Source organism: Mesorhizobium marinum (assembly GCF_040813675.1).
GTDB lineage: Bacteria > Pseudomonadota > Alphaproteobacteria > Rhizobiales > Rhizobiaceae > Mesorhizobium_K > Mesorhizobium_K marinum.
Map to the genome: position 1 here is coordinate 238,691 of NZ_JBFOCI010000004.1, position 13,804 is coordinate 252,494.

Consider the following 13,804-nt stretch of genomic DNA (forward strand, 5'->3'; position numbering starts at 1 on the left):
GGAAGCTCTTTCGATCGACTTAAGAAACAGCCTTACCGAAACGTTGCGGCCACCAATTCCCGCATTGGTTAACGCCGATGAAACAGCACGGCCGGCAGGCCATCCTGTTGCCGGCCGAACCGCGCCCCTTATGGAATACGGTGTCGAACACGGCCGCCGCCCAACCCGCGGCACGCCCGCAAGGCTGCAAGCAAAGCCTCGATCGGGCCGGCTTAACCGTTGGTTCACCAATATCCTTCATCTTCCGTTGAACCTGTTCCACGGAGAGCCGTTATGGCGAAGCTTGGTTTGACCCTCGGACTTCTGGTCCTGGCCGCCTCGGCACTTCCGGCGCACGCCGAGACCGGGATCGAGGTGACGATGAACCAGGCCAAGATCGTCAAGCTGTCGCGGGCAGCCGACACCATCGTCATCGGCAATCCCGAGATCGCCGACGCCTCGGTGCAGGACGCATCGACCATCGTGCTCACCGGCCGCGGCTTCGGCGTGACCAACCTCGTGGTCTTCGACCAGGAGGGGCTGCCCATCGTCGACGAGCAGGTGACGGTGAGCCGCTCGACCGCCTCGACGGTGCGCATCTACCGGCGCGCGTCGGTCCAGACGCTTTCGTGCACGCCCTATTGCGAGGGTTCCTACAAGACGGAAGCCGAACAGACCTCCGAAAGCGAACTGAGCGGCCACTAGGCAGCCATCGCGCGGCGTCGGCGGCGCAGCGCCCGCCGGCAGCGCCGATGTTAATGCCCGGTAAATACCGGCGCTACAATTGCGACCGTCCGCAAAACGCGACTTCAACCGGAATGTCCTAGGGTCCAGCCGACAACGCACGAAGACCGGCGGGACCCGACATGAGCACGCAGAACGGACAGATCGCGAAGGCGCGCCGGTGGGGCTTTCCTGCGCGCTTTTTTCGCAACGACAGCGGTGCGACGGCTGTCGAGTTCACACTGCTGTCGATTCCCTTCGCCATCCTCGTCTTCGCCATCCTGGAAAGCTGCATCTCCTTCGCCGGGCAGCAGCTGATGGCCAACATCACCGACGACGTGGCCCGCCAGATCCGGACGGGCCAGTTGCGGCCGGCCGACATCACCAAGGAATCGCTCGAGACGCTAATCTGCGACAGGCTGGAGATCATAGTCGCCGAGGACTGCCCCGGGCTGGAGGTCGACCTGCGCGAGTTTCCGACCTTCGCCGCCGCGGCCGCCGTGCGCATCAAGCTGACAGCCGACCGGGACCTCGACACCAGCGACTTCGACATCAAGCCGGGCCTGTCGATGTCGAAGAACATGCTCAGGGTCTTCTACAAATGGCCCATCATCACTGACTTCATGTCGAAGCTCGTCTCTAACCTGAAGGACGGCAAGACGCTGCATTTCGCGACGGTCACCTGGCAAAACGAACCGTTCGACGACTGAAAACCGCTTCGTTGGGGCGAAGTCCGGAAGGAAGGAAATGTCTGTGTATTGGGCGGCGGGTATTCTTGACCATGCAAGGCGGTTGCGGCGCGACAGGCGCGGCGTTGCGGCGCTCGAGTTCGCGCTGATCGTGCCGCTCCTGCTGATGCTCTACTTCGTGACGATGGAAGTCGCGCAGGCGATCGAGGCAAACAAGAAGGTCGGCCGGGTCGGCAGCATGGTGGCCGACCTGGTCACGCAGCAGCAGACCATGTCGAAGACCGAACTCGAAGGCATCATGCGGATCGGCGAGGCCACGCTCCAGCCCTACAACCGAAGCGCGCCCAATATCGAGATCACCGCGATCGAGGTCACCGACGAAGCGACACCGAAGATCCAGGTCGTATGGTCCCGAAAACTGGTGAACGGCTCGTTCAGCGCCGGCAAGACGGTGGGCACCCCGGTCGTGATCCCGCCGGCGCTGCGGATCAAGGGCAGCTTCCTCGTCAGAGCCGACGCCACGCTTGCCTATCAGCCCGTCATCACCTGGGCCGCGTCCGCCAAGTCGACGCTTGGCCTGGCCTCGGCGTTCGACAGCATCGCCATGTCGGAGACCTACTATCTCAGGCCCCGCATGAGCATGACCATTCCCTGTTCAGACTGCTAGCCACGAACCGGCGGGCATTCGTAAGCCGGGAAACCCGACCCGCCCTATTGCGTATCCGACGCCAGCACGATCCCGGCCATCGCGCTCAGCGCCTGCCGCAGGTCGAAGAACATCGTGGCGGTGGCGTAGAGGATGACGAAGACGGCTCCGTAGTACACCGGCTGGCTGCGCACCATCGCGCGCTCGGCAAGCGCGATCAGGCGACGCGGCGGGACATGCGCCACCGCCAGAACGGACGCCACGCCGATCGCGCCGCCGGCCATGATGTCGCTCGGATAGTGATAGCCCGCATAGATACGGGGCAGGCTGGTGACCACCAGCGCCCACAGCAGGCAGACGACGCCCAGCGGCCGTGATCCCAGGAACACCGCCGTCGCCAGCGCAAAACCCAGCGCGGCCGTGTCGCTGGGGATCGAACTCCAGTCGGCCGGTATGTCGGAATCGGTGCCGAACGGTATCCGGAAGCCCGGAATGTCGGCGAAGATGGGCCTGGGACGTTCGGAGATGTTCTGGGCGATACGCGCGACCAGGAGCGCGAGGAACACGCCGCCAAGCGCGACGACGAAGGTGCGGTTGGTGTCGCTGCCGGACTTCCGCATCAACGCAACCACCAGGACCGCAGTGACGATCGGCAGCAGCCTGACCGAGTCGAGCATCATGAAGTCGACGACGGTCCTGTCCAGTATCTGGGATCGCTGGGAGAAGCCGTTGATCCACGCGATCAAGGGATAGTCGATATTCGTATCAAGCCATTCAAACAAGGTGTTCGTCCCGCCCCCGGTCGGCGCAATGGATACAGAAAGCCGCACCTATTCAATGGCATGTCGAATTTTCGGTTAATGAGCAGGCTGACGGCGAGGCGGATCCGTCCCGCCCAGCCGCCGTCCGGAATTGCCAATCCCAATGGCAGCCCCTATGTCTCGTCCGATCTCCCCTGGCAACAGGAGCCAACATAGTCCAATGGCGCGTGCGTTCCTGTTCGTCCTCGACTCCTTCGGCGTAGGCGACGCCGACGACGCCGCCCGGTTCGGCGATGTCGGATCGAACACCTTCGGCCACATCGCCGAGGCCTGCGCTGCCGGCCGGGCGAACCGCGAAGGACTGCGCCAGGGGGCGCTCGAGTTGCCCAACATGATGGCGCTCGGTCTCGGTCGGGCGGCGGGCGCCGCCGGGTGGCATCAGGCCGCCGGCGCGCCGGTCGCAGCTTGCGCCTTCCACGGCGCCGCACAGGAGGTCTCGTCCGGGAAGGACACGCCGTCGGGCCACTGGGAAATCGCCGGGCTGCCGGTGCCCTTCGAATGGGGGTATTTCCCCAAGGCAGTGCCCGCCTTCCCCGCGGAACTGACCGATGCGATCATCCGCGATGCCGGCCTGCCCGGCATCCTCGCCGGTTGCCACGCCTCGGGAACCGAAGTCATCGAGACGTTCGGCGAGGAGCACATCCGCACCGGCAAGCCCATTTTCTACACGTCGGCGGATTCGGTGATCCAGATCGCCGCGCACGAGCGGCATTTCGGGCTCGAGCGCCTCTACGGACTCTGCCAGATCGCCCGCAGGCATGCCGACAGCCTGAATATCGGCCGCGTCATCGCGCGCCCGTTCGTCGGCGAGCGCGCCGGCGACTTCAGGCGCACCGCCAACCGGCGCGACTACGCCGTGCCGCCGCCGGAGCCGACCCTGCTCGACCGGCTGGTCGGGCGCGGCTCCAGGGTCATCGGGGTCGGCAAGATCGGCGACATCTTCGCCCACCGCGGCGTCAGCGAGGTGCGCAAGGCCGTCGGCAACATGGCGATGTTCGACACCGCCCTTGGGGCGATGGCCGACGCGGGCGACGGCGACCTTGTGTTCGCCAACTTCGTCGACTTCGACACGGAGTTCGGGCACCGCCGCGACGTCGCCGGCTACGCCGCCGCGCTCGAGGCGTTCGACCGCCGGGTGCCGGAGGCGCTGGCCAGGCTCCTCCCGGGCGACCTGCTCGTCTTCACCGCCGACCACGGCAACGATCCGACATGGCCCGGGACCGACCACACGCGAGAACGGGTGCCCGTCTTCGGCATGGCGCCCGGCCTGCCCGGCGGCGATGTGGGACTGCGGCCAACCTTCGCCGACATCGGAGAGACCGTCGCCGAACATCTCGGGCTTGCGCCCGGCCGGCACGGCGCCTCCTTCCACGGGATCATCGCCGGCCATGCCTGAACTGCCGGAGGTGGAGACTGTCCGCCGCGGGCTGCAGCCCGCCATGGAAGGCGCGCGCATTCTCTCTGTGGAGATGCGGCGGCCCGACCTGCGCTTTCCCTTCCCGTCGGGCTTTGCCGAACGCCTGGCCGGCAAGCGGATCGTCGCGCTTGGAAGGCGCGCCAAGTATCTGACGGCCGAGATCGAGAATGGCCCGCTCCTGATCTGCCATCTCGGCATGTCCGGTTCGTTCCGCATCGAAGAGGACGGCGCGGCTTCGACGAGCGACGCCTTCTACCACGAACGGTCCAAGTCGACGGCGCACGACCATGTCGTGTTCCACCTCGCCTCCCCGGACGGGAAACGGTCACAGGTGGTATACAACGACCCGCGCCGCTTCGGCTTCATGCTGTTCGCCGACGAGAACAACCAGCACCCGATGCTGGACGGGCTCGGCGTCGAGCCGACCGGCAACGCGCTCGACGCCAGGCTGCTGTCGGACCTGCTGCGCGGCCGCGCATCGCCGCTCAAGGCGGCGCTGCTCGACCAATCCGTGATCGCCGGGCTGGGCAACATCTACGTGTCGGAGGCGCTGTGGCGCGCCGGGCTGTCGCCGCGGCGGCGCGCCGGAACCATCGCATCGGCGCGGGGAGCGCCTGGCGCGCGCGCCGAACGCCTGGCGTCCGCCATCCGCTCGGTCATCGCCGACGCGATCGAGGCCGGCGGTTCGTCGCTGCGCGACTATGTCCGTGCCGACGGCTCGCTCGGCTATTTCCAGCATTCCTTCTCGGTCTACGACCGCGAGGGCGAGCCCTGCCGCAAGAAGGGCTGCCCCGGCATCGTCGCGCGCATCGTCCAGAGCGGGCGCTCGACGTTCTACTGCCCGACCTGCCAACACTGAACGCCCGCCGGGCGCCAAAGAGGAGTACTCCACGATGTCCTATGAAACGATCCTCGTCGAGACACGTGGAAAGGTCGGGCTCGTCACGCTCAATCGTCCGAAGGCGCTGAACGCGCTAAACGCGCAGGTGCTGGCGGACCTGCTCGCCGCCTTCCGGGCGTTCGACGCCGATCCCGCCATTGCGGCGTCGGTGCTGACCGGATCGGAAAAGGCTTTCGCCGCCGGCGCCGACATCAAGGAGATGCAGTCGCGCGACTATGTCGACATGTACGTCGCCGACGCCTTCGCCGGCTGGGACGATTTCGCCCGCATCCGCAAGCCGATCATCGCTGCCGTGGCCGGCTATGCGCTCGGCGGCGGCTGCGAACTGGCGATGATGTGCGACTTCATCATCGCCGGCGACAACGCCAAGTTCGGGCAACCCGAGATCACGCTCGGCGTCATGCCCGGCATGGGAGGGTCACAGCGACTCACCCGCTTCGTCGGAAAGTCCAAAGCGATGGACATGGTGCTCACCGGCCGCATGATGGATGCCGCCGAGGCTGAACGCTGCGGACTGGTTTCGCGCGTCGTGCCGGCGGACGACCTGATGGCGGAGGCGCTGACGGCGGCTTCCCGGATCGCCGAATTCTCGTTGCCGGCGGTGATGATGGCCAAGGAGGCGGTCGACCGGGCCTACGAGACCACCCTGTCGGAAGGCCTGCGCTTCGAGCGCCGTCTGTTCCATTCGATGTTCGCCCTGGAGGACCAGAAGGAGGGCATGGCGGCCTTCGTCGAGAAACGTCCCGCGCGTTTTCTCGACCGCTGACCTGTTTCCGCCTAAACCGCGTTGACGCGTCGTAAAAGCTGCACTATAAGCCCGCACCAACCGAGGCGGCCTGGCGGCTGCCCGTTTGTTTTTTTGCGCGCCGGCCGTTTTCGCAAGGCGCTTGTTGACCAGACACGAAGAGAGGCTTCATGGCCAATACATCCTCGGCCAAAAAGGCGGCGCGCAAGATGCAGCGCAAGGCTGCCATCAACACGAACCGGCGCTCGCGCGTCCGCACCTTCGTCCGCAAGGTCGAAGAGGCGCTGGCCGCCGGCGACAAGACCGCCGCAGAGGCAGCGTTCAAGGCCGTGCAGCCTGAGCTGATGCGCGCCGCGTCCAAGGGCGTGATGCACTCCAACACCGCATCGCGGAAAGTCTCGCGCCTCGCGCAGCGGGTCAAGTCGCTCTCCGCCTGAGCGCCCTTCCGTCACTTCCAGGACTGCCCCACCCGGCGCCCCGCGCCGGGTTTTTGTTTTGCCGGACAATGGCTTGGCGACCGTCCGTCGGACTGCCATCCAGCCGCCCTTTGCAGGGCCTCTTTGCTTTGCCGGCAGGGGCGCGGTTTGCAGACCCTGCAGACAGTCGCACCCCGTCTTTCGCCGCAATTTGTCCAGCATAAAAAATGCTGTTATTTCAGATAGTTGCGGGTGGTTATCCACACATTCCACAAGACGCAACCGCCAGTCAGGGGGCTGGCGGCTGTCAAGCGTTTTATTTCGAAAAATTTGTGCTCGCGCGGTTCCTTCCGGCGGCGCTTCGGAACCGTTTGAATCACAACGGCTTTGCTGAAATCGGACTTCGCGGGAGCTCTTGAATCGTCCCCGAAGGGACCTCGATTCATTAAAAATCAGTTAGCCCCGCACTTGCCCAGACCTTCGCCGTTTTTGTAAGGTCTCCCCATCACAGCGGACGGGCCTCGGCCCCCGACAGACCAGCCAAATACGGCGAAGTTTGCAGCATGGATGATTCCGTGCGGGGGACGTTATTGTCCGCTGGGACACAAGTGGGGTTAGCATCAGCGAGTGAGCAGGTCGTGTCCGGCGCCGCCGGACCGACGGGGTGTCCTTTTGCCGGCGTCAAGCGGCATGCCGGCGGGGAGACATCGCGATCACGCTGACCTGACCCAGAGAGTAAAGCGTACGGCTGCTAGGCGGACAGCCGGGCGGCTCGGAGCGGGAGGCGGCACAGCCGCGACCCTTCCGATGCTGTCGAAATTCGAGGAACGGGGATTGAACGACATGCAAAGCGGCGTCGAGAGGGAAACCAGGGGTGGCCTTCCCTTTCCTGTGACTATGACCGAGGGGAACGATATGGCGGCTTCGTCCGATGCGGAGAGGATTTTCGAACGCGTAAAGGTTCAGTTGAAAGCCAAGCTCGGCAGCGAGGTCTACTCCAGCTGGTTCGGGCGCATGAAGCTCGCCGAGGCCTCCAAGGGCATTGTCCGCCTGTCGGTTCCCACCGCCTTCCTGAAGTCGTGGATCAACGGCCACTATCTCGACCTGATCGCCGAGATCTGGCGCCAGGAAGAGCCTGACCTGTTCCGCATCGAGGTTCTGGTGCGCAGCGCCACCCGCCAGTCCCGACAGGCCGCCGACAGCGAGATGGAGCCCGTGCGCAAGCCGGCGCGGCCGGCGCAGACCGCGCTCGGCTCCGGGACGATCGCCAAGGCCGAAAGCGCGCCCGCGCCACGCACCAACGGCACAGCACCCGTGCCAGAGTTCCGCCAGGGCGTGCTCGGCTCGCCGCTCGACCAGCGCTACACGTTCCAGTCCTTCGTCGAGGGACCGTCGAACCGAGTGGCGCTTGCGGCGGCGCGCGCCGTCGCGGAATCCGCCTCGCGCTTCAATCCGCTGTTCCTGCATGCGACCGTCGGGCTCGGCAAGACGCACCTCCTGCAGGCGATCGCCGCGGAGTCGCTCCGGCAGAATCCGAAATCGCGCGTCGTCTACCTGACGGCCGAATATTTCATGTGGCGCTTCGCCACCGCCATCCGCGACAACAATGCGCTGACGCTGAAGGAACAGCTTCGCGACATCGACCTTCTCATCATCGACGACATGCAGTTCCTGCAGGGCAAGTCGATCCAGCATGAATTCTGCCACCTGATCAACATGCTGCTCGACAGCGCCAAGCAGGTGGTGGTCGCGGCCGACCGCCCGCCGGCGGAACTGGAATCGCTGGAGCCGCGCGTGCGCTCGCGCCTGAACGGCGGCGTCGCCCTGGAAATGTCGGCGCCCGACTACACGATGCGCCTCGGCATGCTGACCATGCGCCACCAGGCGGCCAAGGCGGAAGATTCCACGATCGACATCTCGGACGAGATCCTGGCGCATATCGCGCGCACCGTGACCGGCAGCGGCCGCGAACTCGAAGGCGCCTTCAACCAGCTGCTGTTCCGCCAGAGCTTCGAGCCGCAACTGTCGATCGACAGGATCGACGAGATCCTCGGGCACATCTACCGCTCCGGCGAGCCGAAGCGCGTGCGCATCGAGGACATCCAGCGCATCGTTGCGCGCCACTACAACGTGTCGAAGACCGAGCTCCTGTCGAACCGGCGCACCCGTACCATCGTCAAGCCGCGCCAGATCGCGATGTATCTGGCCAAGGTCATGACTCCGCGTTCGCTGCCGGAGATCGGCCGCCGCTTCGGCGGACGCGACCATACGACCGTGCTGCACGCCGTCCGGAAGATCGAGGACCTCACCGGGTCCGACAATACGCTGGCGCAGGAGCTCGAACTGCTGCGACGGCTGATCAACGACCAGGCCTGACGGCCTGCCGGGACCGGCCCCAGGCGGGCCGGTCCGCCGCCCTCTCGCGCCGGCGATCCGGGCGCGACCGGCCGCCCGAAACCGCTTGGCGCGACACGCGAAAGCCGTTGGGCTGCGTTATCCCCAGAAAGCCCGCCAAACCGGCCGCGCAAGGCGCGTCGGACTTGCCTTCGGGCCGATTTTCCTGTCAGTCTGCGGCGATTCCGAAGCTGTTTCTCGGCCTGTAGCGGAATTCCGGTCCGGAACTCCGGTTCTTTCTTACAAGCGAGCTCGTCTTGTCATGCGTGTCATTCTCGAACGGTCGAACCTCCTCAAGTCGCTGAACCATGTTCACCGCGTGGTCGAGCGCCGCAACACCATCCCGATCCTGTCCAACGTGCTGCTGAACGCGACCGGAGCGATCCTCGAGATGAAGGCGACCGACCTCGACCTCGAGGTTACCGAGGCGACGGCAGCCACCGTCGAGCAGGGCGGCGCGACGACCGTTCCCGCCCACCTCCTCTACGACATCGTGCGCAAGCTGCCCGACGGGGCCGAGGTGATGCTGAAGACCGACGAGGACGGCAACGCCATGTCCGTCATCTCGGGGCGCTCGAGCTTCCGGCTGCAGTGCCTGCCGCAGTCCGACTTCCCGGAACTCACCGCTGGTTCGTTCTCGCACATGTTCCGCCTCGATTCGGCGGCGCTGAAGGGGCTGATCGACAAGACGCAGTTCGCGATCTCGACCGAGGAAACGCGCTACTACCTGAACGGCATCTACTTCCACACCATCGAGACCGGCGGCAAGCTGAAGCTGCGCGCCGTCGCGACCGACGGCCACCGCCTCGCGCGCGCGGAGATGGATGCGCCGGCCGGCTCCGAGGGCATGCCCGGCGTCATCATCCCGCGCAAGACGGTGAGCGAACTGCAGAAGCTGGTCGACGTGCCCGATGTCGCGGTCGCGACCGAACTCTCCGACACCAAGGTCCGCTTCACGATCGGCAGCGTCGTCCTGACCTCCAAGCTGATCGACGGAACCTTCCCCGACTACCAGCGCGTCATCCCGACCGGCAACGACAAGGCGCTGGTCCTCGACCGCCAGACCTTCGCCGCCGCGGTGGACCGCGTCTCGACGATTTCTTCCGAGCGCGGCCGCGCGGTCAAGCTGTCGATCTCCGACGGCCAGCTCACGCTCGCGGTCAACAATCCGGACTCCGGAAGCGCGACCGAAGAACTCGCGGCGGACTATTCCTCCGATCCGATCGAGATCGGCTTCAATGCCCGCTACCTGCTCGATGTCGCGGCGCAGTTGACCGGCGGCGACGCGCGCTTCATGCTCGCCGATGCGGGTTCGCCGACCCTCATCCAGGACACCGCCGACGAGAACGCGCTCTACGTGCTCATGCCGATGCGCGTGTAGGCCGCAACGACGAGAGGTTGTTCCAGGAATGACGCCGACGCCTGCAGCTGACGGCGCAGGTCCGGTCCATATCCGCAAGCTCAAGCTTACGGACTTCCGCAATTATGCCGCGCTCGCGCTGGATCTCGCGCCCGGCCTCGTCGTGTTCAGCGGCGACAACGGCGCCGGCAAGACCAACCTGCTCGAAGCCATATCGCTGCTGACGCCCGGACGCGGCCTGCGCCGCGCGCCCTACGGCGAGGTCGCGCGCGAGGGCGGTCCCGGCGGCTTCGCCCTGCACGCGGCGCTCGACGGCCCCCAGGGATCGTTCGAGATCGGCACCGGAACCGCTGGCGCCGGGATAATCGGCGAAGGCGGCCGACGCGTACGCATCAACGCGGCCCAGGCCGCCGCGGAAGACCTGCTGGACTGGCTTCGCGTCCTCTGGATCACGCCAGCGATGGACGCGCTGTTCACCGGCCCCGCCGGCGACCGCCGCCGCTTTCTCGACCGGCTGGTGATGGCGATCGATCCGGGCCACGGGCGCAGGGCGCAGGACTACGAAAAGACGATGCGCGGCAGGAACCGGCTGCTCGCCGAGGGCTCGCGCGACGGCGCCTTCTTCGACGCCATCGAGACGCAGATGGCGGAATCAGGCACGGCCATCGCGGCCGCGCGCGCCGAGATGGTCGGCCTGCTGGCGGCCATGGTCGGCAGGCTGCCGGACGGCCCGTTTCCGCAGGCCGAACTTGCCCTCAACGGTCCCCTCGAGACCATGGTCGGCCACGCGCCCGCGGTGGAGATCGAGGAGCGTTTCCGCGTGGCCCTTGCCGGCGGGCGCGAGCGCGACCGCGCCGCCGGGCGGACCCTCGACGGACCGCATCGCTCCGACCTCGTCGTGCGGCACCGGCCCAAATCGATGCCCGCCGCCCAGTGCTCGACCGGCGAGCAGAAGGCGCTGCTCGTCGGCATCGTGCTTTCGCATGCGCGGCTGGCCGGCGAGATGTCGGGCGACGTGCCCATTCTTCTCCTCGACGAAATCGCCGCGCATCTCGACGCCGGCCGGCGCGCGGCGCTTTTCTCTATCCTCGAGGACCTCGGATGCCAGAGCTTCATGACCGGCACCGACGCCGCGCTGTTCTCCAGTATCGCCGGCCGAGCCCAGTTCCTCACCGTCGATCATGGCAGCGTATGGCGCAGCTGAGGCCTGACAACCGGACGCCGGCGCGGTAATCTCACGCCATGGATGCCCGAGCCCCCTTGTCGCCCCAGGAACTCGAACGCTATGCGCGCCACATCGTGCTGCCAGAGATCGGCGGCGCCGGCCAGCAGCGCCTGAAACGGGCCCGGGTACTGGTCATCGGGGCCGGCGGTCTCGGCGCCCCCGTCCTCCAGTATCTCGCGGCAGCGGGCGTCGGCACGCTCGGCATCGTCGACGACGACACGGTCTCGCTCTCCAACCTGCAGCGCCAAGTCATCCACGATACCGCCTGCGTCGGCATGCCGAAGCTGTGGAGCGCCCGCGCTTCCCTTGAGCGGATCAATCCCGGAGTGAACGTCGAACTGCACGACCTCCGCATCGACGCCGACAACGCGCGCGCGCTGGTCTCGCACTACGACGTGACGGCCGACGGCTCCGACAATTTCGAGACGCGCTACGCCGTCGCCGATGCCTGCGCGGCCGAGCACCGGCCGCTGGTGCATGCCTCGGTCGGCCGTTTCGACGGGCAGCTGACGGTGCTGATGCCTGGGAACGACGGCGACGGCCAGCCAAACCCGTCCTACCGGGACCTCTTTCCGGAACCGCCGCCCGCCGGGCTGGTGCCGTCCTGCGCCGAGGCGGGCGTGCTCGGCGCGCTGACCGGCGTCGTCGGCACGCTCCAGGCCATGGAGGTCATCAAGCTGATCACCGGCATCGGCGAGCCGCTGGTCGGTCGCCTGCTGCTCTACGACGCGCTCGCCGCACGGTTCGACACTGTCCGTTACCGGGCCCGGACATGACGACCGCGGCCGGCGGCCGGCGGCGCGCGTGAGCCTGGACCTGACCGCCGAAGAACGGGCTATCGCCGACGGGCAGACCGGCGACGGCGCCGCGATGGCGATGCGCATCGTCGCCGAAAGCGCGCGTCTGCTGGCCGCGCCGCGCCTCTTGCCCATCGTGTCCGCGCATATCGACGGCGCGCTCTATCACGGCGACTCCGGGACGCTGTTCGCCGAGAAGCTGGTGGCGGGTGGCGCCCGCGTCGCGGTGCACTCGACGCTCAATGTCGGCGCGCTCGACCTGATGGGCTGTTCGCGGGTGCGGCTAGAAGAACCGGAGCGCGGGATGGCGCGCCGCCTGATGGAGGCCTACCGAAATCTCGGCTGCGAGCAGAGCTGGACCTGCGCGCCCTACCAGGCCGGCCACCGGCCGACCCGGGGAACCGACGTTGCCTGGGGCGAATCCAACGCGGTCGTCTTCTGCAATTCGGTGCTCGGCGCGCGGACGAACCGCTACGGCGACTTCCTGGACATCGCCTGCGCGATCGCCGGCAGGGCCCCCGACTGCGGGCTGCATCGACCGGAAAACCGCCTGGCGACGCTCGTCTTCGACGTCTCGGCGCTGCCGGCCGGATTCCTCGCCTCCGAGATCGCCTGGCCGGTGCTGGGCAGCCTCTACGGGCGCGAGGTCGGCAATGCGGTGGGCGTCGTCCACGGCGTTGCGGCGCATCCCGGCGAGGATGCCCTGAAGGCATTCGGCGCGGCGGCGGCTTCCTCCGGCGCCGTCGGGCTGTTTCACGTCTGCGGGATCACGCCGGAAGCGCCGACGCTGGCCGAAGCGCTCGGCGGAGGCCCGCCGGCGGCGGTCATCCGCGTGACGGGGGAGATGGTCGCGCAGGCGCAGGCGTCGTTGTCGACGGCCGCCTCCGCCGACCGGCTCGACGCCGTCGCGATCGGCAGCCCGCATCTCTCGCTCGCCGAATTCGACGCGCTCGAAACGGCGATCTCGGGCCGCAGGCTCGCCCTGCCGCTTTACGCCTGCACGGGACGCCATGTGCTCGCCGAACTCGACCGGGCCGGCCGACGCAAGGCGCTGGAAGACGCCGGCGTCACCGTCGTCGCCGACACATGCGTCGTCGTCACGCCGATCCTGCCCGACAGGACGACGGGCGTGCTGATGACCAATTCGGGCAAGTTCGCGCACTATGCGCCCGGCAACACCGGCTATGCGGTCCTCTACGCCTCGCTCGCCGACTGCGTGGAGAGCGCGGTTCTCGGCAGGCCGTCGTTCGGAGGATCGCGATGAGCCCGGCGCAGCAGGGCGGAGCGGCCGAGGGAGAAGTGCTGGTTGCCGGAAACGCTGGATCGGGGCCCGCGCTTGTCCTGTCGGCGCCGATCAGCTTCTGGGGCGGCGTCGACCCCAGGACCGGCGACATCGTGGATGTCCGCCACCCCCAGCGCGGCTGCTCGATCGCCGGGCGCGTCCTTTTCCTGCCCGGGACGATCGGCTCGTCGTCGGCTTCGTCGGTGATGCTGGAACTGACCCGCCGCGGCAACGCGCCGGCGGCGCTGGTGATGCATGAGCCGGACGCGATCCTCCTGCTCGGGCTGATCGTGGCGCGGGAGATGGGCTGGCCCTCACCCGTCGCCGTCAGGCTGGACAGAGGCCAGTTCGAGCGCTTCGCGGGCCGAGACGTCACGGTCGCCGTGGACGGGCGCCTGAGCTGACGCGT

The 13,804-nt window shown here is 67.1% G+C and carries 14 protein-coding genes; 13 read left to right on the forward strand and 1 reads right to left on the reverse strand.

Annotated features, from left to right (window positions below; translation table 11 throughout):
* The first annotated feature begins 273 nt into the window (after positions 1-273).
* The 3 genes from ABUE31_RS14890 to ABUE31_RS14900 all read left to right on the forward strand — a co-directional run bounded on the left by ABUE31_RS14890 (position 274) and on the right by ABUE31_RS14900 (position 2,058).
* Complete coding sequence (locus ABUE31_RS14890; RefSeq protein ID WP_367724443.1) at positions 274-684, forward strand: pilus assembly protein N-terminal domain-containing protein; 411 nt, start codon at positions 274-276, stop codon at positions 682-684.
* 161 nt (positions 685-845) lie between these two features.
* On the forward strand, positions 846-1,412 hold the full coding sequence (locus ABUE31_RS14895; protein ID WP_367724444.1) for a TadE/TadG family type IV pilus assembly protein: 567 nt from the start codon (positions 846-848) through the stop codon (positions 1,410-1,412).
* A 37-nt stretch (positions 1,413-1,449) separates the two neighbouring features.
* A complete protein-coding gene (locus ABUE31_RS14900; RefSeq protein WP_367724445.1) occupies positions 1,450-2,058 on the forward strand; it encodes a TadE/TadG family type IV pilus assembly protein in 609 nt (202 codons plus the stop codon).
* A 44-nt stretch (positions 2,059-2,102) separates the two neighbouring features.
* On the opposite strand, the gene ABUE31_RS14905 is transcribed toward ABUE31_RS14900, so the two are convergent.
* Positions 2,103-2,819: a phosphatase PAP2 family protein gene (locus ABUE31_RS14905; RefSeq protein WP_367724446.1), complete on the reverse strand. Its 717-nt coding sequence runs from the start codon at positions 2,817-2,819 to the stop codon at positions 2,103-2,105.
* Between the two features lie 199 nt (positions 2,820-3,018).
* Between ABUE31_RS14905 and ABUE31_RS14910 the strand changes: the two genes are divergently transcribed.
* The 10 genes from ABUE31_RS14910 (at position 3,019) to ABUE31_RS14955 (ending at position 13,799) form a co-directional block, all read left to right on the forward strand.
* The gene (locus tag ABUE31_RS14910; protein WP_367724447.1) at positions 3,019-4,254 is read left to right on the forward strand and encodes a phosphopentomutase; all 1,236 of its coding nucleotides are present in this window, start codon (positions 3,019-3,021) and stop codon (positions 4,252-4,254) included.
* The gene (mutM, locus tag ABUE31_RS14915; protein ID WP_367724448.1) at positions 4,247-5,134 is read left to right on the forward strand and encodes a bifunctional DNA-formamidopyrimidine glycosylase/DNA-(apurinic or apyrimidinic site) lyase; all 888 of its coding nucleotides are present in this window, start codon (positions 4,247-4,249) and stop codon (positions 5,132-5,134) included. The genes ABUE31_RS14910 and mutM overlap by 8 nt, the downstream gene beginning before the upstream one ends.
* A 34-nt stretch (positions 5,135-5,168) precedes the next feature.
* On the forward strand, positions 5,169-5,942 hold the full coding sequence (locus ABUE31_RS14920) for an enoyl-CoA hydratase (RefSeq protein WP_367724449.1): 774 nt from the start codon (positions 5,169-5,171) through the stop codon (positions 5,940-5,942).
* Positions 5,943-6,091: 149 nt separating this feature from the next.
* A complete protein-coding gene (gene rpsT / locus ABUE31_RS14925; RefSeq protein WP_367724450.1) occupies positions 6,092-6,358 on the forward strand; it encodes a 30S ribosomal protein S20 in 267 nt (88 codons plus the stop codon).
* A gap of 822 nt (positions 6,359-7,180) precedes the next feature.
* On the forward strand, positions 7,181-8,713 hold the full coding sequence (gene dnaA, locus ABUE31_RS14930; protein ID WP_367724632.1) for a chromosomal replication initiator protein DnaA: 1,533 nt from the start codon (positions 7,181-7,183) through the stop codon (positions 8,711-8,713).
* Between the two features lie 280 nt (positions 8,714-8,993).
* Positions 8,994-10,112, forward strand: a complete 1,119-nt coding sequence (dnaN, locus tag ABUE31_RS14935; RefSeq protein WP_367724451.1) for a DNA polymerase III subunit beta — start codon at positions 8,994-8,996, stop codon at positions 10,110-10,112.
* Between the two features lie 28 nt (positions 10,113-10,140).
* Positions 10,141-11,295, forward strand: a complete 1,155-nt coding sequence (recF, locus tag ABUE31_RS14940; RefSeq protein ID WP_367724452.1) for a DNA replication/repair protein RecF — start codon at positions 10,141-10,143, stop codon at positions 11,293-11,295.
* A 38-nt stretch (positions 11,296-11,333) separates the two neighbouring features.
* Positions 11,334-12,092 carry a molybdopterin-synthase adenylyltransferase MoeB gene (locus tag ABUE31_RS14945; RefSeq protein ID WP_367724453.1) on the forward strand — a complete coding sequence of 253 codons (759 nt, stop codon included), beginning with the start codon at positions 11,334-11,336 and terminating at the stop codon, positions 12,090-12,092.
* 28 nt (positions 12,093-12,120) lie between these two features.
* On the forward strand, positions 12,121-13,377 hold the full coding sequence (locus tag ABUE31_RS14950; protein ID WP_367724454.1) for an aconitase X: 1,257 nt from the start codon (positions 12,121-12,123) through the stop codon (positions 13,375-13,377).
* Complete coding sequence (locus ABUE31_RS14955) at positions 13,374-13,799, forward strand: aconitase X swivel domain-containing protein (RefSeq protein ID WP_367724455.1); 426 nt, start codon at positions 13,374-13,376, stop codon at positions 13,797-13,799. Before ABUE31_RS14950 ends, ABUE31_RS14955 begins: the two co-directional genes overlap by 4 nt.
* Positions 13,800-13,804 lie beyond the last annotated feature (5 nt).

What these genes read in the sequence shown, in the direction of transcription:
- dnaA (WP_367724632.1), top strand. Translation starts at nt 7,181, where the DNA reads ATGCAAAGCGGCGTCGAGAGGGAAACCAGGGGTGGCCTTCCCTTTCCT.
- dnaN (WP_367724451.1), top strand. Translation starts at nt 8,994, where the DNA reads ATGCGTGTCATTCTCGAACGGTCGAACCTCCTCAAGTCGCTGAACCAT.
- ABUE31_RS14900 (WP_367724445.1), top strand. Translation starts at nt 1,450, where the DNA reads ATGTCTGTGTATTGGGCGGCGGGTATTCTTGACCATGCAAGGCGGTTG.
- mutM (WP_367724448.1), top strand. Translation starts at nt 4,247, where the DNA reads ATGCCTGAACTGCCGGAGGTGGAGACTGTCCGCCGCGGGCTGCAGCCC.
- ABUE31_RS14910 (WP_367724447.1), top strand. Translation starts at nt 3,019, where the DNA reads ATGGCGCGTGCGTTCCTGTTCGTCCTCGACTCCTTCGGCGTAGGCGAC.
- ABUE31_RS14890 (WP_367724443.1), top strand. Translation starts at nt 274, where the DNA reads ATGGCGAAGCTTGGTTTGACCCTCGGACTTCTGGTCCTGGCCGCCTCG.
- ABUE31_RS14945 (WP_367724453.1), top strand. Translation starts at nt 11,334, where the DNA reads ATGGATGCCCGAGCCCCCTTGTCGCCCCAGGAACTCGAACGCTATGCG.
- ABUE31_RS14920 (WP_367724449.1), top strand. Translation starts at nt 5,169, where the DNA reads ATGTCCTATGAAACGATCCTCGTCGAGACACGTGGAAAGGTCGGGCTC.
- recF (WP_367724452.1), top strand. Translation starts at nt 10,141, where the DNA reads ATGACGCCGACGCCTGCAGCTGACGGCGCAGGTCCGGTCCATATCCGC.
- rpsT (WP_367724450.1), top strand. Translation starts at nt 6,092, where the DNA reads ATGGCCAATACATCCTCGGCCAAAAAGGCGGCGCGCAAGATGCAGCGC.
- ABUE31_RS14955 (WP_367724455.1), top strand. Translation starts at nt 13,374, where the DNA reads ATGAGCCCGGCGCAGCAGGGCGGAGCGGCCGAGGGAGAAGTGCTGGTT.
- ABUE31_RS14895 (WP_367724444.1), top strand. Translation starts at nt 846, where the DNA reads ATGAGCACGCAGAACGGACAGATCGCGAAGGCGCGCCGGTGGGGCTTT.